Source organism: Hyphomicrobium denitrificans 1NES1 (assembly GCF_000230975.2).
GTDB classification, from domain to species: Bacteria; Pseudomonadota; Alphaproteobacteria; order Rhizobiales; family Hyphomicrobiaceae; genus Hyphomicrobium_B; species Hyphomicrobium_B denitrificans_A.
Window position 1 is genome coordinate 2,208,292 of record NC_021172.1, and the last position, 26,379, is coordinate 2,234,670.

The window sequence follows — 26,379 nt, forward strand, 5'->3', positions numbered from 1 at the left end:
GATGAGCAGATCAAAGATACCGACTTTCAATCCTCAATCCGACGTTCCGCCGGGTACGCTCGCGTGGATCGGCGTCACGCCGCGCCAGCTCGCGGGCTTCCTCGCGATGGTGTTCGGCATGTTCATGGCGATCCTCGACATTCAGATCGTGTCGGCGTCGCTGTCGGAAATCCAGGCCGGGCTTTCGGCAAGCTCGGATGAAATTCCGTGGGTGCAGACCGCCTATCTCATCGCCGAGGTCGTGATGATCCCGCTATCCGGATTCCTGGCACGGGCACTCTCGACGCGCGTTCTCTTTCTTTCGGCAGCCACCGGGTTCACCGCCGCCAGCGCGCTCTGCGCCACGGCGACGTCGATCGACCAGATGATCGTTTATCGGGCGCTGCAGGGCTTTATCGGCGGCGGCATGATCCCGAGCGTGTTTGCGGTCGCGTTCTCGCTCTTTCCGCCATCGAAGCGAAATATCGTGTCCCCGATCATCGGTCTTGTCGCAACTCTGGCGCCGACGATCGGCCCAACGGTCGGCGGCTATCTGAGCGATGCCTATTCCTGGCACTGGCTGTTCCTCGTCAACGTGGTGCCCGGCATTCTCGTCGCCGTCGCCGTGTACTTCCTCGTCGATTTCGACAAGCCCGATCATTCGCTCTTCGGCCGCTTCGATTTCGCAGGCCTCGCCGGCATGGCCGTCATGCTCGGCTCGCTCGAATACGTGCTTGAAGAAGGTCCGCGCTACGATTGGTTCGACGATCAGACCATCGCGACGTTCGCCGTTTTCACCGTCCTCGGCGCGCTCTTGTTCTTCTGGCGTGCGGCGACGGCAAAAGAGCCGATTGTCGAGCTCCGGGCGTTCCGCGATCGCAACTTCGCGTTCGGCTCGGCCTTCAGCTTCACGATGGGCATCGGCCTTTATGGCCTGACTTATCTCTATCCGGTCTATCTCGCGCAAGTCCGCGGCTACGATGCGCTGATGATCGGCGAGACGATGTTCGTGACGGGCGTCGCGATGTTCCTGACAGCACCGATCAGCGGGCGGCTGGCTAGCATTCTCGATCCGCGCGTGATGATGCTGATCGGCTTCACGGGCTTTGCGGTCGGAACGTATTTGACGACCAACATCACGTCCGATTGGGATTTTTGGGAACTCTTCATTCCGCAAATCCTGCGCGGCTCATCGCTCATGCTGTGCATGGTGCCGATCAACAATCTGTCGCTCGGGACGCTGCCGCCGGAGCAGCTCAAGAATGCTTCAGGCTTGTTCAACCTGACGCGAAACCTCGGCGGCGCGGTCGGCCTCGCGATGATCAATACGATTCTCAACAAGCGCCTCGACCTGCATCTCGAACGCCTGCACGAAAGCGTGTCGTGGGGCCGCGCGGTTGCGGAAGACCAGCTTCACAGCATGCAGCAATCCATGACGCAGGTTCTTCCCAATGGCGATATGTCGGCGCTGAAGCAGCTCGCGATGCTCGTTCGCACGCAAGCCAATGTGCTGTCGTTCGCCGACGTCTTTCTCGTTCTTACGCTGCTCTTTGCAAGCGCCGGCATCTTCACATTGATGATGCACAAGCCTTCGGCCATCCCTGCCGGCGCTGGAGGGCATTAGGCAGGTACACAGTTCCCTCTCCCGTTTCCTGCACTCCGAACGGGAGAGACCTGGAGTGAGGGGCGCCGTGCCTCCCCGTCGCGGCGTCCCTCACCCGCTTTGCCATTCACGACAAATAAGCGTCATGCCGGACTGAAACGCCCTACACGCGCGCCAAGGTGAACTGTCGGCGCGGGATATTCTCTCATCCAAGACGCGAGCGTTAACGGGAATTTGACTCTGTATGACGGCGGATCGCGAGCGGCGCGTGCTGTTCCGCTTGCGCTCGGCAACGATCTGACGCATTGCAACATCGCACGACTGACAACCAGATATCTGAAGCTACCTCGTCCACCGCCTTTCCCCCCAACTGGCCGATCGACGAACATGGCGAAGCAGAAACTCAATCGCGAGAAGAATGTGCTCGTGCTGCAAGGCGGCGGGGCACTCGGCGCTTATCAAGCCGGCGCCTACGAAGCTCTTTCCGAGTCAGGCATCGAACCCGACTGGGTGGCGGGCATCTCGATCGGGGCCATCAACGCCGCCATTATCGCCGGCAATCGGCCGGAGCATCGCGGGCCCCGCCTGAGAAAGTTCTGGGATATCGTCTCAAGCCGCCTGACGCTTGCGCCGATTGCGACCGACGACAACTCGCGCAAGCTCTTCAACGAAACGAGCGCCGCACTCGTCGCTTCGACGGGCGCACCGGGATTTTTCACGCCGCGTTATCCGCCGGCAATCTTCAATTTTCCCGGCACGATGGATGCTATCAGCCTCTACGATACATATCCGCTCAAGGAGACGCTGCTCGAGCTTGTCGATTTCGATTTTCTGAACTCGAGCACCGTTCAGTACAGCATCGGCGCCGTCGAAGTCGACACGGGCAATCTCAAATATTTCGACAGCCGGCGCGATACCATCACGCCCGAGCACATCATGGCATCGGGCGCTCTGCCGCCGGGTTTTCCGCCGGTTAAAATCGACGGCAAGCTCTATTGGGACGGTGGCATCGTTTCGAATACGCCGCTGCAATACATTATCGACGGCGGCCTGCCGCGCGACGACATGTGTATTTTTCAGATCGATCTTTTCAGCGCCCGGGGCACGATTCCGAAGACACTCTTCGATGTGCAGTCGCGCGAAAAGGAGATCCGCTATTCAAGCCGCACGAGGCTCAACACCGATTTCTTCAAAATCCTGCAGAGCTTGCGCCGGGCGGTGCGTCACATCGATGGCGTTCTGCCGGAGGAAATCAAATCGAGTTTCGACTGGAAGCTTTTATCCAGATTCAGTTGTAACGCCGCCATCACGATCGTGCATCTCATTCACCGGCGTGCGGCCTATTCCACGCAATCGAACGACTATGAATTCTCGCGCTACACCGTAAACGAGCACTGGCAGGCCGGGCGCGCCGACGTCGAAAGCACGCTCACTAGTGCGGCGTGGAAAAATCGAGAGATGCCGAAGGACGGCGTGCTCGTGCTCGATTGCACCAAAGAGCTCCAGCCACCCCCCATGGAGACGCGAAAATGAAAATCGCCGACGTCCGAAAAGCCGCCTATGCGATGCCCCTGACCAGCCCGGCGTTTCCTCCCGGGCCCTATCGCTTCGTCGATCGAGAATATCTGATCATCACCTATCGCACCGACAAGGATGCTCTTGAAAGAGTCGTTCCAGAACCGCTCACCTTCGATGACCCGATCGTCAAGTACGAATTCATCCGCATGCCGGATTCGACGGGCTTCGGCGACTATACGGAATCGGGACAAGTCATTCCGGTCCAATTCAACGGCGTTGCAGGCGGATACACGCATGCGATGTTCCTGAACGATGGCCCGCCGATCTATGGCGGCCGCGAGCTTTGGGGTTTTCCGAAGAAATACGCGCAGCCGTTGCTCGGGCCTGACAAGGACACGTTCGTCGGCACGCTCGACTATGGAAGCGTCCGCGTTGCGACCGGCACGATGGGTTACAAGCACAAAGCACTCGATCTCAAGGCGGTCGCCAAGTCGCTCGCGATCCCGAACTACCTTCTGAAAATCATCCCGCACGTCGACGGCAGTCCGCGCATTCTAGAGCTTGTCGACTACCGGCTCGAAGACGTCGTCATCAAGGGCGCGTGGAGCGGCCCGGCGGCGCTCGACCTCAGGCCGCACGCCTTGGCGCCCATCGCAGAGTTGCCGGTGCGCGAAGTCATCTCGGCGACCCACATCCTCGCCGACCTCACTCTCGGCCTCGGCAAGGTCGTCTACGATTATCTCGATCCGAAGAAGGAGCGCGCGTCATGAAACTCGACGGCAAAGTCGCCCTGGTCACGGGCGCAGCAAGCGGCATCGGCCATCAGATTGCGCGACGCTATGTCGAAGCCGGCGGACGCGTCGCCATCGCCGATCTCAACCTCGATGCTGCCAAAGCGGCGGCGAAAGAGCTTGGCGGCGAGACGGATGCGATCGCCGTTGCGATGGACGTCACGAAAGAAGACGAAGTCAACGCGGGCGTCGAGACAACCGTTTCCGCGTTCGGCAAAGTCGACATTCTCGTGTCGAACGCCGGCATCCAGATCGTGCATCCGATCGAGGACTTCCCCTTTTCGGATTGGAAGAAGCTCCTCGCGATCCACCTCGACGGCGCGTTCCTGACGACGAAGGCTTGCGTCAAGCACATGTACAAGCAGGGCTCCGGGGTCCTCATCTACATGGGTTCCGTGCACAGTCACGAAGCGTCGCCGTTGAAGTCCGCCTACGTCACGGCGAAGCACGGGCTTCTCGGTCTCACACGCACGATGGCCAAGGAAGGCGCCAAGCACGGTGTCCGCTCAAACATCATTTGCCCGGGCTTCGTAAGGACCCCACTCGTCGACAAACAGATTCCCGAGCAGGCGCATGAGCTCGGCATCACGGAAGAGCGCGTCGTCAAGGAAGTGATGCTCGGCGAGACCGTCGACAAGCAATTCACTATGACGACCGACATCGCCGAGGTGGCGCTGTTCCTCGCCGCATTCAAGACCAACGCGCTGACGGGCGAGAGCATTCTTGTCAGCCACGGCTGGCATATGGTGTGAACCGATCGCGCCTAGTAGGCGAGCGTACCGAACAGGCGGACATTGGCGCCGGGCTGCAGGGCCTCGTCCTTCTTGAACGATGCACTATTGCGGATGTCATCGTTCAGGAGGTTTTCGCCCTTGAGCCCGATGATCAGCTTCGGCGCGACGGCACCATCGCCGTTCAGCGCCATCGTGTAGCTCACCTCAGCATTGACCAGCGTATAACCCGCAGTCGGCGTTTCGTGCGGCGCGATCTCGTCCTGGTTGAAGGCGTAGAGTGAGGTGAACCTCGCCTGCCATGCATCGTCACGATAGTAGAGACCGCCGCCGATGCGATGCGGCGGCATGCGCGGCACGTATTCGCCATCGGAAAACTCCGCGTGCACGAAGTCGTATTGTCCGGACACGCCCCATATGCCGCGCCAGATGTGCGCGATGTCATATTCGGCCGCAAGCTCCACACCATAGAACGTCGCATCTCTTTGATTGAAGATGACCTCGTCGAGGTCGCCGCTCACGCCGCACGAGTCGATCGTGTCGTCGCACTTCCGGCCCGTGAGATCGCGGAAGATGTAGCCGTCGAATTTCGTATAGTGGGCGGAGGTGTCGAAGCGCCAACGGCCGACGGCTTTGTTGAAACCGAGCTCGATCGACTTCGATGTTTCGATCCCGATGTTCGGGTTGCCGATCTCGAAGGTTCCCGTCGCGTCGTGAGCACCCTTGGAGAACAACTCCTGAGCGACGGGCGCGCGTTCCGCATACTGCCCCGTCAGCCGTGCGACGACACCGGCCGGCAGATCGTACAGCAGCCCGAGGCTCGCGCTTTTCGGATCGAAAGCTTTGTTCTGCGACACAAGGTTCGACGACATCGGATCGGCGATGTCGTCGTACATCTTGCCATGAACGTCATCGTGCTCGATGCGAAACCCTGCCTGCAGGTGCAGCGGCTTCGTGATATGCAGGTCTTCGAACAGATAGCCGCCGATGCTGTCCGTCGTATTCGGCTCTAGCAGGCTGTCGCCCTCGAAGCTCACTCCAACGAGCTTGCGGTTGCTGACCTGTATGCCTGCAGTGCTCGTCAGAGCGCCGACAGCGGTCATGACGGGCACCGATTCCACTTCGAGGCGGCCTTCGGTGTATTTGTTCGTGAACCGCGAGCCGACGGTATCGGCGTTCTTGTCGGCGTCGAAATCGAGTTCGTTATGAGCATAGTTGTCCCAACCGAACCAAGCGCGTACCGCAGCGATGCCGAGTTCGGGCGTCCGCCATTCACCCCGGGCGGTGATCTTGTCCTGACCCATGTCGATGCGCGATTTCTCTTCCGCGGATTCGATTCTCGGAATGGCGTAGAGACTATCGAAGCGGGTGTAGCTCACGCCGAAGAAGCCATCGTGCCAGACGTAGGAGCCGCCAACCGAGGCGCCGTGGCTATCCACGAACGAATTCTCCTGCCGACCCTCGGGCGTATCGTAATCGCTGGCGTGGCGATCAAAGCCATCGGCGTGCATGACGAAGCCCTCTGATCCGGCCGTCACCTTGAAAGCGCCGTCGCTGCCGTCGTCGACCGAACTCAGACCGCCCATGATTTGCGCGGCAAACCTGCCCTCCGGCATGTATGTCGGGATGCGCTGATTTTCGGCACTGACGATGCCGCCGATGGCCTGCGAGCCGTAACGCACGGTCGCTGGACCGCGAGTGACGGTGACGCTATCAGCACTATAGGGATCGATCGGATAGGCATGGTCTTCGCTGATGTCGGAGACGTCGCCGGTCGCGACGCCGTTCTCCTGAATGCGCACGCGGTTATTGTCGAGGCCACGAATGATCGGACGGTTTGCGCCCGGCGCGAATGTCGATCCGCCGACGCCGGGCTGCCGATCGAGCGTGTCGGTGATCGTCGCGCCGTGGGTCGGCAGGATATCGCGCGCTGTCGTGATGGTCGTCGCGGCCGTACTCGTTTGCGAGCTGATCAGCGTGCCGGGCGGCGGCAGAAGCGTGGCCGCCGATAGAGCGCCATCGCCGCCGCTTTGCTGAGACGGTGTTGCCGGGATAGCCACAGGCTTTGCAGCGGCGGTCTTCTCGTCTCCCGACGGCGCATTCTTCTTTGCAACACGTTGTTTCTTTTTCGATGACGGCGGCTTCTTCGGCGCGATAACGACCACCGGCGGCAAAGCCGCTGCCGAAGATCCCGAACCCGATTGCGCCGCCTGACCGGTCGACGACAGCGGATGCGTCTGTTCCGTCTGCTGCGTCTGAGCCTCCTGCCCCACAGCCTGAGTTGCGGACCCCAAAACCACGGCAGCCGCCGTCAACCCGATGCACGCGCGCATTATTTCCATTTCCCCAACGACTTTTTCCCGAATGCGGCAGACCAAAATGCCATTCAAGCAATTTCGTATATTATAACATATTATTTATGTCGAGCGGCCTGCGTCTCGGCGCCCGGCCGCGTGACTTTCGGGCGACAGTTCCTGATGGGAAAAGGCGGCGCGGCGGCAGATTCCCCCACCGCAAGAAAATCGTGTGAACAGCGCCTGATCCCGTACGTTGTGACGACTCGCGGATGCGCTAAGCCTGCGCCCCAATTTTGAGCCAAGCGGTCGCTAGAAAGCTCCGCCGCAGCAAGCGCAGGACGCTTGAGATTTGAAATCAGGCACGCAGTTGCGACGGCCGATACGACAGCAATCGAGGGACTGACCACATGACATTCATGCTGTCCAATGGGCGCTCGTATCGTCTCGGCGTGGCCCTGACCGCGGCGCTCATTTCAAGCGCAGGATTTAACAGCGGGCCCTGCTGGGCCAAGCACAAATCCCAACTCACTATCCCAAGCGACCCGTGCGCCAAAATGAATGGCTATATGACCAAACGCGTCAACGACATGAAGGGTCTCAAGAAAACCATCGACAAGGAGCAGTCCGTTCCCAATACGGTCGCGGGCATCTTCGATCTGATGCAAGGCAAGCCCTACGTCGATCAACCCAAGACTCAAAAGCTTGCGGAGATGCGCCGCGAAGCCAACGACCTCAACGAGACCATGCGGGCCTCCGGTTGCACTGCCGTCAATATCGATGAGGAAATGGCCAAACCCGAAATCCCGACACTTCCCACTCCGACGCGAAAGGGTAAGGGAAAGGGGCAGGGAGAAGGGCTGGAAGCGGATATCCCGCTCCGATCCAACCGTTAACCTTTTGTTTACCCGAAGCACCTTGAACTCTCCCGGTAACTGTTTCTTGCCACCGGGCTGACCATCGTGAACCTTCCCCGACTTCTCGTCGTGACTGGGGTGCTCGCGGCAACGGCGTCCGTTGTTCCGGACGACGTCGCGGCCCAGAGCCTCACGATCGAAGAAACGATTTCCGTCCAATCCACATGGACGAGCGGATACATGGGCCTCGGCGGCGGCTTGGCGAAAGCGATGCCGAAGCACAGCGCTAAAAAGACTGTCTCGACGGTGCCGGAGCGACAGGGTGCGCGCCGGCCGGCAGCCCGCGTTGCGCGCCGCGCCTATGACCTCCGCACACCGATCGCGCTCGTTGCGGAAACGCTCGATCATACGGGCGAGAATATCGCGACGCTTGGGGCTCACGCCAAGTCGCGATGACCTTCACTCTCCGAGACTATCAGCCGTCTCGCGCCGAGCGGGCATTCGCGGCTCGACCGGGGAACGCGGTGACAACGATCGATTAACCGGAATGCCTCTCCCGCCTCCCCGTTTTCTATCGCCCAGGCTACGATTATGCCGATCGTGGTCGCGCCGGAGTTGGGTCATGCGGAACGCGGTAGCCTTTTTCGTTTTCGTGATGGCGCTCGGTTTCCTGTCGGCATCTCCCGGCGGTGCGTACGCCGGCTTACCGCTACCTGCTCTCGAACAAGATCGCGGACCGATTGTTGCGGTCAATCATCGATACGATGACATCTACGACGACGAGGACGATCTCGACGACCAGCCGCCACCGCGGCGTGCCGATCCCTATCCTCCGCCCCCGGACGCAGCTCCCGCTGTTGAATTTCTCCCGCCTCCGCGACCTGCGAATTGCGGCGAGTTCCGGTATTGGAATGGCGAATACTGCGCCGATGCGCGCGATCAGCCACCGTACACCGGACCGCGATGGTGACCCTCGCACCATTGTGAAGATCGCATCGAGGATGCACGCATCGGCCTAGGCCGAATGACTTAAGGCGGAATAAACCTGCATTTGCCGCATTATTGACCGGCGCGCTCAGGAGTGTCCGCAGAGAAGCAGCTTCGGCGAAGTGCCTCACGGCTGACACAAAGGGTCGGCGCGATGCCGCTGTGCCGAGTTTTCGAGCGCCTATTTGGCGCACCCGAACAAAACTGCGCCGAGCCGACGAAAATATAATTGCCCGCGCGGTATTTCCGCGAGCATTTCGAACCTTACATATCTACTGCCGTGCGATTTCGGCGTGGCGCATAACGGCGAAGGACCGCTACCATGGATTCACAGGAGCAACATCTCATAGAGGATCTGTTCGCGCGCTTAAGGAGCGCGAGCAGCGCAACCAAAGACCGGGACGCGGAGCAGCTTATCAGAGATCTCGTCTCCCGCTTTCCCGACGCCCCCTACTATCTGACGCAAAGTGTTCTCGTGCAGCAGCAGGCCCTCGACCGCGCCGACGCGCGGATAAGGGACCTCGAAGCATCGACCCAAGACAGGCGATTCAGCGAGCAGCGTGGCTCAACGAGTTTTCTCGGCGGGTCATCGGTGCCCCAGACAGGCCGCCGCTACGCCGATGCTCCCTCCGAAGCTCCCCGGCCGAGCGACAGCCCGTGGGCGCAGCAGCCATCGAGGACAGGCAGCTTTCTTGGTTCTGCGCTATCGACAGCAACAGGCGTCGCAGGCGGCATGTTCCTCGCCGACAGCATTCGCAGCCTTTTCGGTGGCGGCGGCCTTTTTCAGGGCGGCACGGCTTCCGCCGATCAAACCCAGGCGAAACTCGATCGTGCACAAGACGAAGCACAAGACGCAAAAGACGATGCCGAGCAGGCTCGCAAGGATCTCGCCGCCGACGATGCCGCCCTCGACGACATGCAGGACGAGCAGGATGACGGCTGGTCCGATGACGATGGCAGCATGGACGTGTGACCGAGGACGAAGCCCGCAGGCGATGCCTTAATGCCGACTTCGAAGGTATGGTGGACCCGGTTGGGATCGGGCCACCCTTTGATTAGAAGGCATGCACGGAGCCGGTAAATTTAATTCGTATTCTGACAGTTCAGAAAGCGTCTGCGGAACGAAGATTCAAATCCTAAGCCGGGGCGTCAGAACGCGAATTCTGGAGAAGCCGGCGAGCCGCCGCTTTTATGCGTGGTTCGCAATTGCTAGGGGCACACTCCGGACGGGATTACGATGCATCCAGCAGCGATACACCTTTGCGACCCGAAATGAGGACAGTACCGTCGCGTATCGCAGTCCCATGATGCCGCCAGTGAAATGACGTCTGACAATATAATATTTGTAGAAGTTCATTGGGAACTCTACGAGCAGGCGTGCGAATGTCAGGGAACGGTTCCGCGGACGTGCATGCGCCGCCGCAAGCGACATGCGCTCGTCAAGCTTCGTCCTCATGTGGTCGAAGGACCGGATGGAGTAGTGGTGGATGGGAGCCTTGAGGCGCCCGACGCTGTGGCCATCCGTTACGACTGAGTCATGGACGCAGGAATCCCGGAACCTGACCACGCTGCGATCGTACAGCCGCGCGTACCAGTTATCACGGGCCCACATCCGGGGTTTGTTCTGGCCCGGATAGACGATGTGGATGGGCATGCCGTACGCAACGTTTGCCGGTGCTCCAGAACGAAGTAGCGTAATGATTTCGCGCCGAAGGTCGGCGGGCACGACTTCATCGGCGTCCAGGTTCAACACCCAGTCATGCCGACATTGCTCTTCGGCGAACCTCTTCTGTCCTCCGAACCCGAGCCAGGGCTGCACGATGACGCGCGCTCCTTCGGCTCGGGCAATGGCGATCGTTCCATCCGAACTGCCGCTGTCAACGACAACGACCTCATCGACCCACGACCTGACAGACCGGATCGTTCTGGCGATCCGATCAGCTTCGTTTTTCGCGATAATGAAGCACGACAGAGGCAGCTTACGCATACACCAAGTTTCTCCGAAGAAACGCAAACCGGGCAGACGAGCGATTAGCAGATGCCCCATCCATCGCCCCGCTATGGTTAAAATTTTATGGCCCTTTCCGCGCGGTTCAATTTGAAATTGGACGCAGTAGCCCAAGCGCTACAGCACCTTTTATTCGAGAGCCCACAAAGAGCTAACCTGCTCTTGTCTCATAGGTTTCGTGCAGACAGCTCTCGCAAGAGGTGCTGTTTAAGGAGCGGCATCCGAGTTGCTTATCCACAGTTTTTCAAAGGGCGTGCGCGATACAAAGCCCCTCGATCTAGTTTCGCCGTAAGCGCCCAGAGATTGTACAGGTCGGCAAGCCCGATTGCCTGCTGAGAAAAGCCGGCGCCTATTAAGGCTTTCATCGATCTTGATGCGAACCGCCTGCAAGGTGCGAGAGTCGCCGCCTGATCGGCGCCGAATGGAATTGCTTTATTCGAGCGGCGTAGACGGCTTCGTTTCCAGGAAAAACCGCCAGACAGTTGCCAAGCCCGCGAGCGCGATGGCGGACATGGTGAAGAATGCCGCCGGGGCACCTGCCCCGTCGGCGATGTCACCGGTCAGTGTCGTGCTCGCTGCGGCGCCGAGGCCCATTGCGACTCCGACGACGCCGAGCGCCAGATTGAAGTGTGCGGTTTGCGAGGTCAGGTCTGCGACGCAGACAGCCACCAGGATACCGATGATTGCCGCCGCTACGCCGTCGAGGATCTGAATCATGACAAAGGCATAAGGATCGCGGCAAAAGCCGAACGCGAAGGATCTGGCGGCAAGGACGGCGAAGGCGGCGAGTAGCAACGGCTTCCGGCCGTGGATGTCGGCTTGCAATCCGACCCACGCTGAGCCTGCCGTCACGATGAGCTGAGGGATGATCATGCACAGCGCAACGAGCAGCGTCGCCGACTGCTCCGAGCGCATCGTTATGATGTTCGCGGCGAGCGGCATAAGGCCGGCGTTGGCGCAATGAAACAGGAAGACGCTGACCACCAGCACGATGATATCGCGCCTGCCGAGAAGTTCGCGCAGCGCGAGCACGACCGAGTCAGGCTCATTGCGCCGACGCAGCCGGGGCTCGTGGTGTAAATCGCGGGAGGAGATCAACGCGAGCGCCAAGAGCCCGGGGATGGTCATCACGGCCGCGATCAGAAATACCGCACGGCTGGAGAGATAGTAGCCGCCGACCCCCATCACGAACACGGCGAAGATGCTTCCAGCAGACGCGAACTGCGCATTGCGGCCAAGCCGCGCGCCAAGGTGCGCATGGCCGACGAGACCCAGGCTTATCGCTATAAGCGCCGGACCGACCAGAACGCTGGCGCCGATGTGAACGATCTGCGCCAGTAGCGTGAAGAGGAAGCGCGGAGAGATCGCGATCGCTAGCGCACTAAGGCCGATTCCAGCGACGGCGAAAGCAACGATCTGCTTTTTCTGCGGCGTCGCATCGATCACCGCGCCCGCCGGAATCTGCCCTGCGAGGCCGAGGAGACTTCCGACGGTCAGCAGCAGCCCGATGTCGGCATTTGCCCATTTCTCACTCGTCAGATAGACGACCATAAAGGGTCCGAAACCCGTCTGCACGTCCGCCAGGAAGAAAGAAAACCAATCAAGACCGCGACGGCTCGATTTGCTCGGGCCTCCTGGGACACGGGTTGAGGCTCTGGTTGGATCGGGCGCGGGCATATGCTGTCACCGAGACCCTTCCGCGCGCATGCTCACTCTTTCTCTTTTCGTGCTGGAGGCGGATGCGCGGATTTCGGCACCGCGCCGACGATGACGATGGGTTCGCCCGAACGATATTCGGGGGCGACCCGAAGCTGGTCCTTGCTCATATCGAGCACCGCACTCAACGCGGATTTGCCCTGAACGAAATGAAGCGCCGACCAGGCGACGGCAATCTTCCGAACGCCGACTCCCAGGAAGCCCCCAAGGTCGATGACTGCGGCGCGCACGCTGCCGTCAGCTTCAACAAGCACGTCCGTTATGCTGCCGAGCGTTTCGCCCGAGGATGTATGAATTTCCTTCCCCATGATGCTTTCGAGATGCTCGTTATCGACAAGCACTGCTGGCGTTTCCGTCTTCGCGGGAGGAGGATTTGGCAGCTTTTGCGCCGCGCGCTGATCTATGGTGGGGGGCTTGTCTTGCGGTTGGGCGTCTCGCGTATCGGCATGCGCGATCGCATCGCAGCTTCCGGCGCATAGCAGCGCGGCGATCAAAGCCCGTAAAGTGCCTCCGCTCATGTCGAAAGATCTCGAACCGCACTCCCGTGCCTTGCCCGGCGCCAATAGGAGAATACCCATCCATTGCGGGAACGTTCCGGGTGGCGGCAAAAAAGAAGGCACCAGCTTTTTCTTCGATACCGACCGATATTCGCAATCGGCAACGGCGGCGCCCGGCGATAGAATCACGGCGCCCACACGAGCAATACGCAAACCCTCCGCATCAATCCACGATAACGCGGGGGAAATTGCGGCACGATCGATGTACCGGATCGCGCCCGGCGATTTTCGCCGAAGAACGGAAAACAGCTAACGCCTTGATAAACATGGTGAGCCCGGTTGGGATCGAACCAACGACCCTCTGATTAAAAGTCAGATGCTCTACCGCTGAGCTACGGGCCCCCGAAGCGGTCCGGTTACCTGCCTTTTCGACGGAGCGCAAGTCTCGGGTCGCTTTGCGCGCGAAGATGATTGTATGCGGGGGCCGCAGAGTGGTGGCTTCGGGACAGATTTACGCACCTTACCGGCATTTCGAGCCCCGGACCAAACCCGAGCGCCGCGTGTAGTTGCGTCGCTTCGCGGTCGTGTGCGGCGTCGCCATAGCGATTGTGCGGCGATATGGTCAGGGTATCCAGACACGCTTACGCTTACAGACTCCGCTAACACTCTTTCCCCGCCAAGGTGCTCTGAGGCTCCGGTTTTCCCCGGGCGCCATAGCCTTGGCTTAGGATCATATCCGTTTCATTTGCGGCGCACCCATGCCTGACCGCCTAAAGGCCGTTCTCTTGATGTGCACGGCCGTCTCGCTCTTTTCGTGCCTCGACGCGACGGCGAAATATCTCGGCAGCTCCCAGGGCATTCCCACGTCGGAGATCGTGTGGGCGCGCTTCCTTGGTCAAGCCCTGCTGATGGTGGTGATCTGCGGGCCGCGCGCGGTTCCGGGCTGGTTCAAAACCCGGAGGCTTGGCCTGCAGCTTTTGCGGTCGCTTTTCATGGTGGCGACGACAGCATTCAACTTTCTCGCGGTCCAATACCTGCGCCTCGACCAGACGATCTCGATTGCGTTTCTGGCGCCGCTCGTCGTCGCGGCGCTGGCCGGGCCGCTGCTCGGGGAGTATGTGGGCTGGCGCCGTGCGATAGCGATCGTTTCGGGGTTTCTCGGCGTTCTGATCGTCGTCCGCCCCGGCTTCGTCGAATTTCATCCGGCGTTTTTGGCGTCGCTCGTCGCGATGACGGCCTATGCGCTGTTCATGATCGTGACGCGCAAACTCTCCGGCATCGATCCGCCGCTCGTTACGCTCTTCTATGCATTGATCGTAGGCGTCGTTGCGGGCGGATTTTTCGCAATTCCGGAATGGGTTTGGCCAACGGCGCCTTTCGATTGGCTACTGCTGCTGGCGACTGGCGCGCTCGGCGGACTAGGTCACTACCTGCTGATCCACGCCTACGGACTGGCACCGGCGTCGTCCGTCTCGCCGTTCCTCTATTTCCAGCTCATGAGCATGATCGCTCTGGAGTACGTCGTCTTCGGCGACACACCTGATCGTTGGACGCTGATCGGCTCCGGCGTCGTCATCGCATCGGGCATCTATCTCGTGCATCGCGAACGCATCGCACACCGCGAGAGCAAGGACGCGGCTATGGAGCAGCAGGCTGCCGTATGATTTGTGTTTTCGTCGCTTCGGCCCATTCTGCAAACCGGCCGTTCGCGATGGCTTCGCGCATCGCCGCCATCAACTCCTGATAGAAGACGGTGTTGACCCACGACAGGATCATCGCGCCGAGGAATTCGCCGGACTTGATCAGGTGATGCACGTAGGCCCGCGAATAATCGCGCGCGGCGGGGCATGAGCTCAGCTCATCGATCGGGGATGAATCTTCCGCGTATTTGGCGTTGCGCATGTTCAGCGCGCCGTTCCATGTAAACGCGTAACCGTGGCGGCCATTGCGGGTCGGCATGACGCAATCGAACATATCGACGCCGAGGCGAACCGACTCGATCAGGTCGAGCGGCGTGCCGACACCCATCAGATAGCGCGGTTTATCGCCGGGAAGTGCCGGAAGCGTTTCACCGAGCGTCGCGACCATCGCCTCGTGGCCTTCGCCAACCGCAAGACCGCCGACGGCGTAGCCAGGAAAATCCATCGCAACGAGCGCTTCCGCCGAGCGGCGGCGCAGTTCCGGATCGGTGCCGCCCTGCACGATGCCGAACAGTGCTTGGCCTCGATGCGCGCCGCCTGCCACGAGTTGCGCTTCAAAGGCGCGCTTCGAGCGTTCGGCCCAGCGCAGCGACAATTCCATCGCGCGCTCAACCTCGCGGCGCTCGGCCGGAAGCTCGATGCATTCGTCGAACTGCATCTGGATGTCGGAACCGAGCAGGCATTGGATTTCTATCGAGCGCTCGGGCGAGAGCATGTGACGCGAGCCGTCGAGATGCGACTGGAACGCGACGCCATCTTCCGTGATCTTGCGGATCTTGCCGAGGCTCATCACCTGGAAGCCGCCGGAGTCGGTCAGGATCGGCCCGTCCCAGCGCATGAACTTGTGCAGTCCGCCGAGCCGCGCAATGCGTTCGGCGCCCGGGCGCAGCATCAGGTGATAGGTATTGCCGAGGATGATGTCGGCGCCGGCGTCACCCACCTGCTCGGGATAAAGCGCCTTGACCGTCGCGACGGTCCCGACCGGCATGAACGCGGGCGTGCTGATCACGCCGCGCGGCGTCACGATCTCACCGAGCCGCGCCAAGCCGTCAGTTGTCTTGAGATGGAAGGCGAAGTGTTCGCCCAGTGAGAGTCTACTTTCCACGTCCGCCTTCATAAATCTTGCAGCGACCTTTCCTTCACCCCACCCCTACCCCCTCCCCGTCAAGGGGAGGGGGATTAAAGGAGGCACGAGGGCACTACAAATGGATTCAGCGAATGACATAGCGTGCTGAGCCAGATTTGGATGGGCCGCCCGTGGGGAGGGGAATTGAGGCGAGACGCTCCAGGTCCGACAGAACACACGTTGCAATCCAATTTACCGCCGACATCATCCTTTTCGCAGACCCACGTAGACATTCATACGGCATCATCGATGCGGTTTCTTAAACCCCTCCCCCTTGCGGGGAGGGGCTAGGGGTGGGGGTTTTCAGTTCTTGGATAATTGTATCCATTACACCGTCCACGTTTCTGAATACGTCGTCGTTTAAAAACCGCACAACGCGGAACCCCTGCTGGACGAGATATTGCTGCCGATCGCTGTCCTGCAATGTCTCACTTTCCGTACCGTGCGTTGCTCCATCGACCTCAACGATCAGGCGCTTCGCGAAACAAACAAAGTCGACGATGAAGCGATCGATGGGAGCTTGCTGACGGAATTTGAAACCCGCCTGCTTGAGTTCACGAAATCTCGACCATAGCTCGCGTTCGGCGCCGGTCCTGTTTTTCCGGAGACTTCTCGCGACCTCATTGGCCATTGCAGATGTTCGCCATTCACCCGACGCACGCCCCTTTTCCCTCACGACGAGGGGACCTTCGCCGGGAATAGCAGGCTGGCGTCGCCGTAGGAATAGAAACGGTAGCCAGAGTGAATGGCATGGGCATAGGCGGCGCGCATGGTGCCGAGTCCGGAGAAGGCCGCGACGAGCATGAACAGCGTCGAGCGCGGCAGGTGGAAGTTGGTCATCAGCACGTCGACGGCTTTGAAGCGGTAGCCGGGCGTGATGAAGATCGACGTTTCGCCCGACCAGGGCGCGATGGTTCCATTCTCGCTCGCGGCGCTTTCGAGAAGCCTCAGCGACGTCGTGCCGACGGCGACGATACGGCCGCCTCGCGCGCGCGTTTCGTTGAGCGCCGCCGCGGTCGCCGCCGAGACCTCGCCCCACTCGCTGTGCATGGCGTGTCCGTCGGTATCGTCGGTCTTCACAGGAAGAAAGGTTCCCGGACCGACGTGCAGCGTCACGAAATGGCGGGAGATTCCACGCGCGTCGAGTGCCGCCAATAGCTCCGGCGTGAAGTGCAGCCCTGCGGTCGGGGCGGCGACAGCGCCATCCTTCTTCGCATAAACGGTCTGGTAGCTTTGGCGGTCGCGATCGTCGGCGCCGCGCTTTAGCGCGATATACGGCGGCAGCGGCATCATCCCAACGGTGCGGATCGCGTCGTCGAGCACGTCGCCCGAAAAATCGAACGCCAGTTCAACCTCACCGGCCTCGCCTTTTGCCGAAACCGTCGCATCGAGCGCGCCTAGATAGCAGCTTTCGCCCGAGTGGCCGAAGTGGACGCGATCGCCGACCTCGAGACGTTTTGCGGGACGTGCGAAGGCGCGCCAGGAACTTTCGTTGACTTGCTTGGTCAAATTGAAATCGACTTTCGCCTGTGTCTCGCCGCGAATGCGCATGCCTGCCAGCGCCGCCGGAATGACGCGCGTGTCGTTGAAGACGAGCGCATCGCCCGGATTAAGCAAGCTCGGAAGATCGCGCACGCTCTTGTCGGCAAGATCGGCATCGTCATGCGCGCAGCCGCCCTTGACCGGATGCACGACCAGCAGGCGCGCCGAATCCCGCGGCTCGGCGGGGCGCAGTGCGATGGCGTTATCGGGCAGCTCGAAATCGAAAAGGTCGGTGCGCATTGCGACGTGTCCGCTCCGCCCGGCTCAGGATTGACGCCGGGCGCTGGCGATTGCGAGAACTGCTACGATGAGCCAACTCACGATCATCAGCGTGCCACCCGTCGGCGCGAGCATCTGGAACGAGGCATTGCCGTTCAGCGTGTGAAACGCAATCTCGCCAGCAAACAGCGATGCACCCGCAAGCATCAACAGGGCGACACCAAGCCAAAAACACGGCCGTGCGGCTCTGAAAGCGATCCCAACGATCCCGACAGCCGCGACGGCGTGAAGGGTCAGCATCATCGCCGCCATCGTGAGTACGGGGCTTTCAAATTTATGCGTCGCGGCAGCGGCGAGCGCAACTCCTGCGGCACCGGCCAGACCTGCCCAAGCAAGAATAAGAAAAGGCGCGCCGCAAAGCGCGCCTTTCGAAGCGTCACAAGCGTCCGCCATCACGCCGCATCCGCGGCGACGCGAACCTTGATCATCTTGTCCGGGTTCGCAGGAGGCTCGCCGCGATTGATCTTGTCGACGTTCTCCATGCCGGAGATGACCTTGCCCCAGACCGTATATTGCTTGTCGAGGAACGTCGCGTCGTCGAAGACAATGAAGAACTGGCTGTTCGCGGAATTCGGGTTCTGCGCGCGCGCCATCGAGCAGACGCCGCGGACGTGCGGCTCGGCGTTGAACTCGGCGGGCAGGTTCGGAAGCTTCGAGCTGCCCGTGCCACGGCCCTGCGGGCAGCCGGTCTGCGCCATGAAGCCGTCGATGACGCGATGGAAAACGATGCCATCGTAGAAGCCTTCGCGCGCCAGCGTCTTGATGCGCTCGACGTGCTTCGGCGCGAGATCGGGGCGAAGCTCGATCACGACCGGGCCTTTGCTCGTTTCGATGATGAGCGTGTTCTCGGGGTCTTTGTAGTCAGCCACTTCGGAGTTCCTTTCTGGTTTCTTTCTCTCTCCCCGCGAGCGGGGAGAGGGTCAGGGTGAGGGGCCGCTTATTCAGAGCGAGTTGCCGCCCCTCACCCCAACCCTCTCCCCATTCCAAGCGCAGAGGAATGGGGAGAGGGAGATTTGCTACTCCACGTAAACTTTCACCATCGTATCGGGATCCGCGACCGTGCCCGAGCCCGGCTCGCCGCGCTTGATCTTGTCGACGTTCTCCATGCCGGAAATGACCTGACCCCAGACAGTATACTGTCCCGTCAGACCGGAGCAGCCGTCGTCGGTGAAGCAGATGAAGAACTGGCTGTTGGCGGAATTCGGGTCCTGCGTGCGCGCTGCGCCGACGGTGCCGCGCTTATAGGGCTCCCGCGAGAATTCAGCGGGCAGATCGGGAAGCTTCGAGCCACCCATGCCGGTGCCTGTCGGATCGCCCGTCTGCGCCATGAAGCCATCGATCACGCGATGCCACTTGATGCCGTTATAGAAGCCCTGGCTCGCCAGCGTCTTGACTCGCTCGACGTGCTTCGGCGCGAGATCAGGGCGAAGCTGGATGACGACCTTGCCGGTCTTCAGCTCAATGACGAGTTTGTCGCCCGCGGCACGCGCAGGATTGCCAGCGAGAAACGTCATCGCGAACACGGACGCGACGGCAAGGTATAGAAAGCGGGTCATGGCGCTCCTCATGATGTCTTGGAGGTTTTCAGAGGCCGGCGGGTGCCGCTCTGTCGTTGCGGCGGGCAGTGTTGTCGCCCTTATGGCGATTTGACGGCCTGATCGCAACCCTTGGGAGGCCTGACCCTGCGTTTCCGCGGCTAAGGTCGCGATTTCATGCCGCGCGAGCGGCTGAGCGGCTGCGAGATTTGCGGAGGCGTCTCCGGCTGCTTGCGGCATTCCGGCAGAGCGTCGAGCGTCACGAGAAAGCGCGGCATGTCGTGCACGATGCCCGCCGGCAAAACTTGAACGCCCTCGCGCACGAGACGTGCGAACTGCTGATCGCGATGCGGCCCACGGCCGATGGCGCCGCCTTTCGCGACGACGCGGTGCCAGGGCACGAGATCGCGCTCGTCCTCGGTCAGATGCGCCAAGCGCGATTGGACGAGCGCGGGCGGCTCGCCGAGCTTTTTCGCCAGAATGTCGAACGTCGTGACGCGGCCGGTCGGAACGGTGCGCACGAGCGTCAATAGATCGGCTCTCTTCGACATAACGGTGAACGTAGCGAAACTCACTTAGACTTGGCGGACTTGGCCTTGAGGCGCTTCAGGACGTCGTTCGAAACGAAGGGCGAAGGATCGCCCCCCATCGAGACGACCGCGCGGACGAGGTTTGCCGCGATGTGGCGCACGCGCGGGGAAGCCGCGACATAGACCGTCTGGATGCCCGGCGCCATCTCGCCGTTCATGCCAGCCATTTGCATTTCATAATCGAAGTCCGTTCCGTCGCGCAGGCCGCGAATGATGACCGAAGCGCCGTGTGCTGCCGCAGCATCGACCACGAGCCCGGAGAACGTCACGACGGCAATCTCGGTTTTCGTGGCGTGCGCGATGGGGCGAACCTCGTCTTCCAGCATCGCGATGCGATCGTCAGTCGTGAACATCGGCGCCTTCCCTGGATTGACGCCGATGCCGATGACCAATTTGTCGAGCAGGCCCGCCGCCCGCCATATGACGTCGGTGTGCCCGAGGGTCACGGGGTCGAAGGAACCGGAATAAAAGCCTATGCGGGTCATACGCGCCTTTCGCTGCTCAATGGCTCCTCTGAATAGCGGCGCAGCCGATCCTTGCCCAGAGGATAGCGCACACTTTCGGATTAGTATGAACAACAGCGCATCCATAAAGCCTTTGGAACGCGCCCGGCGGGGCGGCGCAGCGCGTAACTCTAAATATGGCGCAAATAAAATGAGGCCCAGGTTCACCGGGCCTCAAGGTTCACGATTGCATCGTCGAAGGTGCGCGAGCGCTATTTGAGCGGCACCGCGGCCGAACGAGTTCCAAAGATATCGGACATGTTAAACCGGTATCCAAGGCCGACCGACACGATGAGCGGGTCGACCGTTACGTCTGCCTTGGCGGTATCTTTCCAAGACACATCCGTGTCGAGCCAGACCTTCTTGATGTCGGCGTTGAAGTACCAGCCCTGGCCGAGTTCCACATCGACGCCGGCCTGCAGCGCGAAGCCCCAGGAATCGTCGAGCTTGATTTTCGCTCCGCCGAGATCGCTTTTTCCGCCATCGAAATAGTGAATATATTGGACGCCCGCGCCAACGTAAGGCTTGAAGCCGCCAACCGGATCGAAGTGATACTGGAGCGTGACAATTGGCGGGAAGGCCCAGAAGCTCCCAAGATCCACTCCATTCAAAGACCCGCGGCCCTCGGCTTCAAAACGTGCAAAGCAGCAGAAAAGCTCCGCAGCAACGTTCTTGGTGAAGAAATGCGTCAGCGTCAGCGTCGGGATCACCTCGGTGCTGACGTCGGCATCGGCTGCCGGATCGATGTTGACCTTCGCGCTCGAGTCCGGAACGACGACGGTGCCTTGCACGCGCACCAGAGTGTCCCCACCATAATTTCCAGCTCCGGCCGGAGCTGCGGTTATTGATAATCCAAGCGCAAGAAGCACGCCGATCGCTTCTCTCTGCATTGACCAGTCCCCTTTTGCTTTCTGCCGGCGAATCTTGAGCGACTCGACGGGCCTATCGAGGGGGTTATCGATGCGCGTCGGCAGTATGCATATGGCGATGCTGCGCCGATTTCTGACGGAGATCAGACCTATGACGCGCTAATCGCGCGCGTGTCGTACGCGACACGGATTTATTGATTCAAGTCAAGGGCATGGCTGGCGGGCCGATAACAAACTTCCAAACGGAAGTGAGCCACATCACCATGTCATCTTACGAATCCGCAGCCAAAATCCGCGACCGCGTGCAATCGGGCATGGGGTTAAATGTGCTCGCGCGGCTGCAAGAACGTGCGCAGTTCGTCCGCTTCGGCAACCGGTGTGCCGCCACCTCTCTCGGCGCAGGTTTCGTTTATATCGTCGCGAAGGGTGTCGTCGGCATCGAGAGCGCCGCGCATCCCGATATCCGCGCCGTCACGGCGCTGCTCTATCCAGGCGACGTTCTCATCCCGGAGCTTCAGGCACTGCCCGATCTGGAGCTGACGTCCCAGCATTCTGCGGTATTCTGGAAGCTGACGATGACGGCGCTGGCCGAGGAAGCCGCGAAAGACCCACAACTCTGGCAGGCGGTCTTTTTGCGTCCGCTGGCGCAGCATGCGCGATCGCAGCTGCATATCGCGACCATGTCCGGACTAAATTCGGAAGAGCGGATCGCGGCCTTTCTCATCGAGATCGGGGTGCGCATCGGAATGCAGGCAGGCGGATCGATTTCCGTCGAGCTGCCGCTCACGCGCTACGGTATCGCAGATTATCTCTCGCTCAATGCCGACACGGTCTCGCGCATCCTGTCATCGCTCGTCAGCGAGGGGATCGTCAAACGCCGGGGCAGGTTCCAGATTCTAATCCGCGACTGGCGGGCACTCACTGCCAAATGTCCATTGAGCGAAGCGATCATCCTGCTGCACGGCGCAGGATAATCTCTGCTCGCTCGCTGACGGCTTCGCGATACTCGTCGGGCTCATCGGTGATGCGCGCAGCGGGAATAGACGGCGCAACCTATACGAGATCAAGTCGTCGCCGGTTCTTTGGAAGACGTCTTAACCGGACCCTTGATCAGTGCCGAGACGAGCGGCCACTTCCGCAAGACCGCCAATGCGCGCCGGCCTTCGCGCGTGCGGTTCCAGGGCTCCAGCGGGGGTATCCGGTCCGTCGCACGATAATAACGCTTGGCGAGGCTCAGGCTTACGATTGCGACTGCAGCCCCGGCGTAAATGTCGATGATGTAGTGGCCGCCGACCGGGACGGTTGAGACCAGCATCAGGACATTCAGCAAAATGCCGAACACGCCGATCACCGGCACGCTGCTCCAGGCGAACGCGAACAGGATCGCGGAGGCTGCGTGATAGCTTGGAAACTCGACGATGCCGCTGAACACCATCTCACGCGATCCGGCGCGCAGACCTTCGATGAACTTTGGCTGTTCCCAAGGCATGACATTGATCGCGTCGGGGAAATCGGCGGGCGTAAAATGGAAGTACCAATAGGGCCCCATCGCGGGAATGAGGAAAAATCCGAACATCGTGATGGCCAGCGTGATGGCCGATGCGGTGATCATCAGGCGCAAGCGTTCGGGATCGGCGAATGTCAACGCCAGCAGCAGCAACGCGGGCTGCCAGATGTTGCTGCCATAGACCGCGCACAGCACGCGTGAAAGCTCGGGGTGAGCACGGAACCAGAACGCTATTGCGACCCAATCAATCCCCATCCGCCGGTCGATCTCCGCCAACGCCGCATCCTGCAGGGGCATCGCCATGGCGGCCAAGATCGAGCACAGCGGAGGAACGACGAGGAAGGTCGCCGCGATGATCGCCGCAATCTCTAAAATCAAAGCCGGTCGGAGCCAGCCGGCGCCGGTCAATCCTACGGCGATCGCCAGCAGAATGGCGACCTGGGCGGCGATCAAAAACGGCGCATAGTGAAAACCCATCGCAAGACATAGGACCGCGAGCAGCACGGCGCATGCGATCATGATCATCCAGGCGAGCCGGCTCGAACGCTCCCATAGCTCGGGGAGGCCGACACGAAGGCAGACCAACACCCCTTCCCACATCGGTTTCGGAAGCGTGGCGAAAGACGCAATACTCATCGGGACAGCCCCACTACTCAACGGGGCCGTTCTGCCAGAGAAGCCTGAAAGTCGCGTTAAAGACGGGGGCGGCTTCCCTTCGTCTCTAAAATATACTCAAATCAATGTCTTATATCCGATGGAGCCATCGCGAAACTTTAGCTTTCGCCGTTGCCGTTCTGCTCCTCGTCGGAGTCTTCCTCGGTGATGCGCTCGACGGAGACGACTTTCTCCTCGGCTTCCGTCTTGAAGATGCGCACGCCTTGGGTGTTGCGCCCCGCGATCCGGATGCCGTCGACCGGGCAGCGAATCAACTGGCCACCGTCGGTGACGAGCATGATCTGGTCCTTTTCGTCGATCGGGAAGGACGCTAGCAGGCGGCCGTTGCGCTCGTTGACGACCATCGCAACGATGCCCTTGCCACCGCGGCCAGAGGTCCGGAATTCGAACGACGACGACCGCTTGCCGAAGCCCTTGCTCGAAACCGTCAACACGAACTGCTCGCCTGCCTGCATCGCTGCGAACCGTTCGGCACTGAGCGTCACGGCGTCGGCGCTGACATCCTCTGCGTCGGCATCGGCGACCGTCTCGACGTCCTCGGTTTCTTCCGAGCGGCGCAGGGCGTTCGCCTGCTTCAGGTAGGCGGCGCGCTCTTCGGCCGAGGCTTCGAAGTGATTGAGGATCGCCATCGAGATGACCTCGTCGCCGTCGCCGAGCCTGATGCCCCGCACGCCGGTCGAGTCGCGGCCCTTGAAGAGACGGACTTCGTCGCCGATGAGGAAGCGGATGCACTGGCCGTCGGCGCTCGTCAGCAGTACATCCTGATCGGGCTTGGCGATCGCGACCTGCACGATGCTGTCGCCTTCGTCGAGCTTCATCGCGATCTTGCCGTTGCGATGGATATTCTCAAAATCAGCCAGCGCGTTGCGCCGTACGTTGCCCGAGCGCGTCGCGAAGACCAGCTCCAGGTCACCCCAGGTCGAGGAATCCTCCGGCAACGGAAGAATCGACGTGATCGCCTCGCCCTCGGAGAGCGGCAACAGGTTGACGAGCGCCTTGCCGGGAGACTGCGGCGATGCGGGCGGCAAGCGCCAGACCTTCATGCGGTAGCACATGCCGCGCGAAGAGAAGAACAGCACCGGCGTGTGCGTCGACGTCACGAAGAGCTGCGTGACGAAATCCTCGTCCCGCGTCGACATTCCGGAGCGACCCTTGCCGCCGCGCCGCTGCGCCCGATAGGCGGCGAGCGGCACGCGCTTGATGTAGCCCTTGTGGCTGACGGTGACGACGCAATCCTCGCGCTGGATCAGATCCTCGTCCTCGACCTCGCCTTCGATATCGACGATCTCGGTCTTGCGCGGTGTCGCGAACTCGTCCTTGATCGCCTGAAGCTCGCCCTTGACGATCTCGACGACGCGGGCGCGCGACGCCAGGATCGCAAGGTATTCGCGGATTTCGGTTGCGATCTTGTTCAATTCATCGGCGATTTCGTCCCGGCCGAGAGCGGTCAGGCGAGCGAGGCGCAATTCCAGAATGGCTTTCGCCTGCTCTTCCGAAAGCCGGTAGGCCCCTGCTTCCGACACAGTATGGCGCGGATCGGCGATCAGCTCGATCAACGGGATCATGTCCTTCGCCGGCCAATCGCGGATCATCAACTGCTCTTTGGCTTCGGCAGGCGATGACGAATAGCGGATGAGCTTGATCACCTCGTCGATGTTGGCAACGGCGATTGCCAGACCGACAAGGACGTGAGCCCGGTCGCGTGCCTTGCTCAACAGATGCTTGATGCGCCGTGTGACGACGTCCTGGCGGAAGCTCGTAAACGCCGAGATGAAGTCCTTCAGCGTCAGGCTTTCCGGGCGGCCGCCGTTGATCGCCAGCATGTTGGCGCCGAACGTCGTCTGCAGATCGGAATACTTGTAGAGGTTATTCAGAACGACATCGGCGACCGCATCGCGCTTCAACTCGATGACGATGCGGATGCCTTCGCGGTTCGATTCGTCCCAGAGGTCGGAAATACCTTCGATCTTCTTGTCGCGTACAAGATCTGCGATCTTCTCGATCAGCGTACGCTTGTTCACCTGATAGGGAATTTCGGTGACGACGAGCGCTTCACGGTCCTTGCGAATGTTCTCGACCGTCACGCGCGCACGCATGATGATCGAGCCGCGCCCCTTGTGATAGGCGGAAAGAATGCCGCCGCGGCCTAGAATGAGACCCGCGGTCGGGAAATCCGGGCCTTGGACGATCTGCGAAAGTTCATCGATGCCGATTTCCGGATTGTCGAGATCGGCGATGCACGCATCGATGACCTCACCTAGGTTATGCGGCGGAATGTTCGTCGCCATGCCGACGGCGATGCCGCCGGCGCCGTTGACGAGCAGGTTCGGGAACTTCGCAGGCAGAACCGACGGCTCCTGAATGGTGCCGTCGTAGTTGTCGCGATAATCGACCGTATCGTTGTCGAGATCGTCGAGAAGGAAGCTCGCGATCTTGGCGAGGCGCGATTCCGTGTAGCGTTCGGCTGCAGGCGGATCACCGTCGATCGAGCCGAAGTTTCCCTGCCCGTCGACGAGCGGCACGCGCATCGAGAAGTCCTGCGCGAGGCGGACGAGCGCGTCGTAGATCGCGAGGTTGCCGTGCGGGTGATATTTGCCCATCACCTCGCCGACGATGCGCGCCGACTTGACATATTTCTTGTTCCAGTCGAGCCCAAGCTCATTCATCGCGAACAGGATGCGGCGATGCACGGGCTTCAGGCCGTCGCGTACATCGGGCAGCGCGCGCGAGATGATGACGCTCATCGCGTAGTCGAGATACGACTTCTTCATCTCCTCCGAGATGGAGACGGGGCGTATGTCGCTCGGCTCGCGGCCAGCCGGTCTTTCGTCGTCGCTATTGTCGGTCAAAGTCTCATCTTTCTTGGAGGCAAATCGCGGCTGCAGCGCAGATCGGCGCTGGCGCGGGAAGATGGCTTGAAGCATAGCGGAAACGCCGCCGAAATACTATCGGCGCGGCGACATGACGCGAATTCCAACAGGAAAATTTATTCTTTTGATTCAGCGTGTTGCACGGCGCAACGAACCGGCGGGGGTCGCCAGGGTGACTTCATGCGGACATACTCGAAAGCTA

Annotated in this window: 25 protein-coding genes and 1 tRNA gene; 10 read left to right on the plus strand and 16 right to left on the minus strand. The window is 60.8% G+C overall.

Annotated elements, in window-relative coordinates:
* Nucleotide 1: 1 nt before the first annotated feature.
* The 4 genes from HYPDE_RS10545 to HYPDE_RS10560 all read left to right on the plus strand — a co-directional run bounded on the left by HYPDE_RS10545 (nucleotide 2) and on the right by HYPDE_RS10560 (nucleotide 4,643).
* Nucleotides 2-1,603 carry a DHA2 family efflux MFS transporter permease subunit gene (locus tag HYPDE_RS10545; protein WP_015598436.1) on the plus strand — a complete coding sequence of 534 codons (1,602 nt, stop codon included), beginning with the start codon at nucleotides 2-4 and terminating at the stop codon, nucleotides 1,601-1,603.
* Between the two features lie 366 nt (nucleotides 1,604-1,969).
* On the plus strand, nucleotides 1,970-3,115 hold the full coding sequence (locus tag HYPDE_RS10550; protein ID WP_041320338.1) for a patatin-like phospholipase family protein: 1,146 nt from the start codon (nucleotides 1,970-1,972) through the stop codon (nucleotides 3,113-3,115).
* A complete protein-coding gene (locus HYPDE_RS10555; protein WP_015598438.1) occupies nucleotides 3,112-3,870 on the plus strand; it encodes an acetoacetate decarboxylase in 759 nt (252 codons plus the stop codon). The genes HYPDE_RS10550 and HYPDE_RS10555 overlap by 4 nt, the downstream gene beginning before the upstream one ends.
* Nucleotides 3,867-4,643, plus strand: coding sequence for a 3-hydroxybutyrate dehydrogenase (locus HYPDE_RS10560; RefSeq protein WP_015598439.1), 777 nt, complete (start codon nucleotides 3,867-3,869; stop codon nucleotides 4,641-4,643). Before HYPDE_RS10555 ends, HYPDE_RS10560 begins: the two co-directional genes overlap by 4 nt.
* A gap of 11 nt (nucleotides 4,644-4,654) precedes the next feature.
* On the opposite strand, the gene HYPDE_RS10565 is transcribed toward HYPDE_RS10560, so the two are convergent.
* Entirely contained in the window at nucleotides 4,655-6,955 is a 2,301-nt protein-coding gene (locus HYPDE_RS10565) for a TonB-dependent receptor (protein WP_015598440.1), read from the minus strand.
* Between the two features lie 371 nt (nucleotides 6,956-7,326).
* Between HYPDE_RS10565 and HYPDE_RS10570 the strand changes: the two genes are divergently transcribed.
* The 4 genes from HYPDE_RS10570 (at nucleotide 7,327) to HYPDE_RS10585 (ending at nucleotide 9,733) form a co-directional block, all read left to right on the plus strand.
* A complete protein-coding gene (locus HYPDE_RS10570; protein WP_015598442.1) occupies nucleotides 7,327-7,812 on the plus strand; it encodes a hypothetical protein in 486 nt (161 codons plus the stop codon).
* Nucleotides 7,813-7,878: 66 nt separating this feature from the next.
* Nucleotides 7,879-8,229, plus strand: coding sequence for a hypothetical protein (locus tag HYPDE_RS10575; RefSeq protein ID WP_015598443.1), 351 nt, complete (start codon nucleotides 7,879-7,881; stop codon nucleotides 8,227-8,229).
* A gap of 166 nt (nucleotides 8,230-8,395) precedes the next feature.
* Complete coding sequence (locus tag HYPDE_RS10580) at nucleotides 8,396-8,743, plus strand: hypothetical protein (protein WP_015598444.1); 348 nt, start codon at nucleotides 8,396-8,398, stop codon at nucleotides 8,741-8,743.
* 339 nt (nucleotides 8,744-9,082) lie between these two features.
* On the plus strand, nucleotides 9,083-9,733 hold the full coding sequence (locus HYPDE_RS10585; protein ID WP_015598445.1) for a DUF2076 domain-containing protein: 651 nt from the start codon (nucleotides 9,083-9,085) through the stop codon (nucleotides 9,731-9,733).
* Between the two features lie 216 nt (nucleotides 9,734-9,949).
* On the opposite strand, the gene HYPDE_RS10590 is transcribed toward HYPDE_RS10585, so the two are convergent.
* The 4 genes from HYPDE_RS10590 to HYPDE_RS10605 all read right to left on the minus strand — a co-directional run bounded on the left by HYPDE_RS10590 (nucleotide 9,950) and on the right by HYPDE_RS10605 (nucleotide 13,383).
* Nucleotides 9,950-10,747 carry a glycosyltransferase family 2 protein gene (locus HYPDE_RS10590; RefSeq protein WP_015598446.1) on the minus strand — a complete coding sequence of 266 codons (798 nt, stop codon included), beginning with the start codon at nucleotides 10,745-10,747 and terminating at the stop codon, nucleotides 9,950-9,952.
* A 453-nt stretch (nucleotides 10,748-11,200) separates the two neighbouring features.
* Nucleotides 11,201-12,445: an MFS transporter gene (locus tag HYPDE_RS10595; RefSeq protein WP_015598447.1), complete on the minus strand. Its 1,245-nt coding sequence runs from the start codon at nucleotides 12,443-12,445 to the stop codon at nucleotides 11,201-11,203.
* A 32-nt stretch (nucleotides 12,446-12,477) separates the two neighbouring features.
* Entirely contained in the window at nucleotides 12,478-13,002 is a 525-nt protein-coding gene (locus HYPDE_RS18500) for a PRC-barrel domain-containing protein (RefSeq protein ID WP_187290825.1), read from the minus strand.
* Between the two features lie 306 nt (nucleotides 13,003-13,308).
* Nucleotides 13,309-13,383 (minus strand) — tRNA-Lys (locus tag HYPDE_RS10605).
* A gap of 356 nt (nucleotides 13,384-13,739) precedes the next feature.
* Here HYPDE_RS10605 and HYPDE_RS10610 point away from each other — a divergent pair.
* A complete protein-coding gene (locus tag HYPDE_RS10610) occupies nucleotides 13,740-14,645 on the plus strand; it encodes a DMT family transporter (protein WP_015598449.1) in 906 nt (301 codons plus the stop codon).
* On the opposite strand, the gene tgt is transcribed toward HYPDE_RS10610, so the two are convergent.
* The 9 genes from tgt to HYPDE_RS10655 all read right to left on the minus strand — a co-directional run bounded on the left by tgt (nucleotide 14,620) and on the right by HYPDE_RS10655 (nucleotide 21,146).
* Entirely contained in the window at nucleotides 14,620-15,768 is a 1,149-nt protein-coding gene (gene tgt, locus HYPDE_RS10615) for a tRNA guanosine(34) transglycosylase Tgt (RefSeq protein ID WP_041321141.1), read from the minus strand. The two genes, HYPDE_RS10610 and tgt, sit on opposite strands and share 26 nt — an antisense overlap.
* Before the next feature lie 298 nt (nucleotides 15,769-16,066).
* The gene (locus HYPDE_RS10620) at nucleotides 16,067-16,438 is read right to left on the minus strand and encodes an endonuclease domain-containing protein (protein ID WP_041320341.1); all 372 of its coding nucleotides are present in this window, start codon (nucleotides 16,436-16,438) and stop codon (nucleotides 16,067-16,069) included.
* A 41-nt stretch (nucleotides 16,439-16,479) separates the two neighbouring features.
* Nucleotides 16,480-17,589 carry a tRNA preQ1(34) S-adenosylmethionine ribosyltransferase-isomerase QueA gene (gene queA, locus HYPDE_RS10625; protein ID WP_015598452.1) on the minus strand — a complete coding sequence of 370 codons (1,110 nt, stop codon included), beginning with the start codon at nucleotides 17,587-17,589 and terminating at the stop codon, nucleotides 16,480-16,482.
* 24 nt (nucleotides 17,590-17,613) lie between these two features.
* Nucleotides 17,614-18,021, minus strand: a complete 408-nt coding sequence (locus HYPDE_RS10630; protein WP_015598453.1) for a DUF423 domain-containing protein — start codon at nucleotides 18,019-18,021, stop codon at nucleotides 17,614-17,616.
* Nucleotides 18,021-18,497 carry a peptidylprolyl isomerase gene (locus HYPDE_RS10635; RefSeq protein WP_015598454.1) on the minus strand — a complete coding sequence of 159 codons (477 nt, stop codon included), beginning with the start codon at nucleotides 18,495-18,497 and terminating at the stop codon, nucleotides 18,021-18,023. The genes HYPDE_RS10630 and HYPDE_RS10635 overlap by 1 nt, the downstream gene beginning before the upstream one ends.
* Nucleotides 18,498-18,644: 147 nt before the next feature.
* Nucleotides 18,645-19,184 carry a peptidylprolyl isomerase gene (locus tag HYPDE_RS10640; protein ID WP_041320344.1) on the minus strand — a complete coding sequence of 180 codons (540 nt, stop codon included), beginning with the start codon at nucleotides 19,182-19,184 and terminating at the stop codon, nucleotides 18,645-18,647.
* Nucleotides 19,185-19,324: 140 nt separating this feature from the next.
* Nucleotides 19,325-19,714 carry an MGMT family protein gene (locus HYPDE_RS10645; protein ID WP_041320346.1) on the minus strand — a complete coding sequence of 130 codons (390 nt, stop codon included), beginning with the start codon at nucleotides 19,712-19,714 and terminating at the stop codon, nucleotides 19,325-19,327.
* A 20-nt stretch (nucleotides 19,715-19,734) separates the two neighbouring features.
* Entirely contained in the window at nucleotides 19,735-20,238 is a 504-nt protein-coding gene (gene coaD, locus HYPDE_RS10650) for a pantetheine-phosphate adenylyltransferase (RefSeq protein WP_041320349.1), read from the minus strand.
* Between the two features lie 230 nt (nucleotides 20,239-20,468).
* On the minus strand, nucleotides 20,469-21,146 hold the full coding sequence (locus HYPDE_RS10655; protein ID WP_015598458.1) for an OmpW/AlkL family protein: 678 nt from the start codon (nucleotides 21,144-21,146) through the stop codon (nucleotides 20,469-20,471).
* A gap of 242 nt (nucleotides 21,147-21,388) precedes the next feature.
* Between HYPDE_RS10655 and HYPDE_RS10660 the strand changes: the two genes are divergently transcribed.
* Entirely contained in the window at nucleotides 21,389-22,099 is a 711-nt protein-coding gene (locus tag HYPDE_RS10660) for a Crp/Fnr family transcriptional regulator (protein WP_041321144.1), read from the plus strand.
* 89 nt (nucleotides 22,100-22,188) lie between these two features.
* Here the strand turns inward: HYPDE_RS10660 and HYPDE_RS10665 are convergent, their stop codons facing one another.
* Nucleotides 22,189-23,268 carry a phosphatase PAP2 family protein gene (locus HYPDE_RS10665; protein ID WP_015598460.1) on the minus strand — a complete coding sequence of 360 codons (1,080 nt, stop codon included), beginning with the start codon at nucleotides 23,266-23,268 and terminating at the stop codon, nucleotides 22,189-22,191.
* Between the two features lie 137 nt (nucleotides 23,269-23,405).
* Nucleotides 23,406-26,231 (minus strand): DNA gyrase subunit A, encoded by a 2,826-nt coding sequence (gene gyrA, locus HYPDE_RS10670; RefSeq protein ID WP_015598461.1) that lies wholly within the window; start codon nucleotides 26,229-26,231, stop codon nucleotides 23,406-23,408.
* Between the last annotated feature and the right edge of the window lie 148 nt (nucleotides 26,232-26,379).

What these genes read in the sequence shown, in the direction of transcription:
- HYPDE_RS10545 (WP_015598436.1), top strand. Translation starts at nt 2, where the DNA reads ATGAGCAGATCAAAGATACCGACTTTCAATCCTCAATCCGACGTTCCG.
- HYPDE_RS10550 (WP_041320338.1), top strand. Translation starts at nt 1,970, where the DNA reads ATGGCGAAGCAGAAACTCAATCGCGAGAAGAATGTGCTCGTGCTGCAA.
- HYPDE_RS10555 (WP_015598438.1), top strand. Translation starts at nt 3,112, where the DNA reads ATGAAAATCGCCGACGTCCGAAAAGCCGCCTATGCGATGCCCCTGACC.
- HYPDE_RS10560 (WP_015598439.1), top strand. Translation starts at nt 3,867, where the DNA reads ATGAAACTCGACGGCAAAGTCGCCCTGGTCACGGGCGCAGCAAGCGGC.
- HYPDE_RS10565 (WP_015598440.1), bottom strand. Translation starts at nt 6,955, where the DNA reads ATGCGCGCGTGCATCGGGTTGACGGCGGCTGCCGTGGTTTTGGGGTCC.
- HYPDE_RS10570 (WP_015598442.1), top strand. Translation starts at nt 7,327, where the DNA reads ATGACATTCATGCTGTCCAATGGGCGCTCGTATCGTCTCGGCGTGGCC.
- HYPDE_RS10580 (WP_015598444.1), top strand. Translation starts at nt 8,396, where the DNA reads ATGCGGAACGCGGTAGCCTTTTTCGTTTTCGTGATGGCGCTCGGTTTC.
- HYPDE_RS10585 (WP_015598445.1), top strand. Translation starts at nt 9,083, where the DNA reads ATGGATTCACAGGAGCAACATCTCATAGAGGATCTGTTCGCGCGCTTA.
- HYPDE_RS10590 (WP_015598446.1), bottom strand. Translation starts at nt 10,747, where the DNA reads ATGCGTAAGCTGCCTCTGTCGTGCTTCATTATCGCGAAAAACGAAGCT.
- HYPDE_RS10595 (WP_015598447.1), bottom strand. Translation starts at nt 12,445, where the DNA reads ATGCCCGCGCCCGATCCAACCAGAGCCTCAACCCGTGTCCCAGGAGGC.
- HYPDE_RS18500 (WP_187290825.1), bottom strand. Translation starts at nt 13,002, where the DNA reads ATGAGCGGAGGCACTTTACGGGCTTTGATCGCCGCGCTGCTATGCGCC.
- HYPDE_RS10610 (WP_015598449.1), top strand. Translation starts at nt 13,740, where the DNA reads ATGCCTGACCGCCTAAAGGCCGTTCTCTTGATGTGCACGGCCGTCTCG.
- HYPDE_RS10620 (WP_041320341.1), bottom strand. Translation starts at nt 16,438, where the DNA reads ATGGCCAATGAGGTCGCGAGAAGTCTCCGGAAAAACAGGACCGGCGCC.
- queA (WP_015598452.1), bottom strand. Translation starts at nt 17,589, where the DNA reads ATGCGCACCGACCTTTTCGATTTCGAGCTGCCCGATAACGCCATCGCA.
- HYPDE_RS10630 (WP_015598453.1), bottom strand. Translation starts at nt 18,021, where the DNA reads ATGGCGGACGCTTGTGACGCTTCGAAAGGCGCGCTTTGCGGCGCGCCT.
- HYPDE_RS10640 (WP_041320344.1), bottom strand. Translation starts at nt 19,184, where the DNA reads ATGACCCGCTTTCTATACCTTGCCGTCGCGTCCGTGTTCGCGATGACG.
- HYPDE_RS10645 (WP_041320346.1), bottom strand. Translation starts at nt 19,714, where the DNA reads ATGTCGAAGAGAGCCGATCTATTGACGCTCGTGCGCACCGTTCCGACC.
- coaD (WP_041320349.1), bottom strand. Translation starts at nt 20,238, where the DNA reads ATGACCCGCATAGGCTTTTATTCCGGTTCCTTCGACCCCGTGACCCTC.
- HYPDE_RS10655 (WP_015598458.1), bottom strand. Translation starts at nt 21,146, where the DNA reads ATGCAGAGAGAAGCGATCGGCGTGCTTCTTGCGCTTGGATTATCAATA.
- HYPDE_RS10660 (WP_041321144.1), top strand. Translation starts at nt 21,389, where the DNA reads ATGTCATCTTACGAATCCGCAGCCAAAATCCGCGACCGCGTGCAATCG.
- HYPDE_RS10665 (WP_015598460.1), bottom strand. Translation starts at nt 23,268, where the DNA reads ATGAGTATTGCGTCTTTCGCCACGCTTCCGAAACCGATGTGGGAAGGG.
- gyrA (WP_015598461.1), bottom strand. Translation starts at nt 26,231, where the DNA reads ATGCTTCAAGCCATCTTCCCGCGCCAGCGCCGATCTGCGCTGCAGCCG.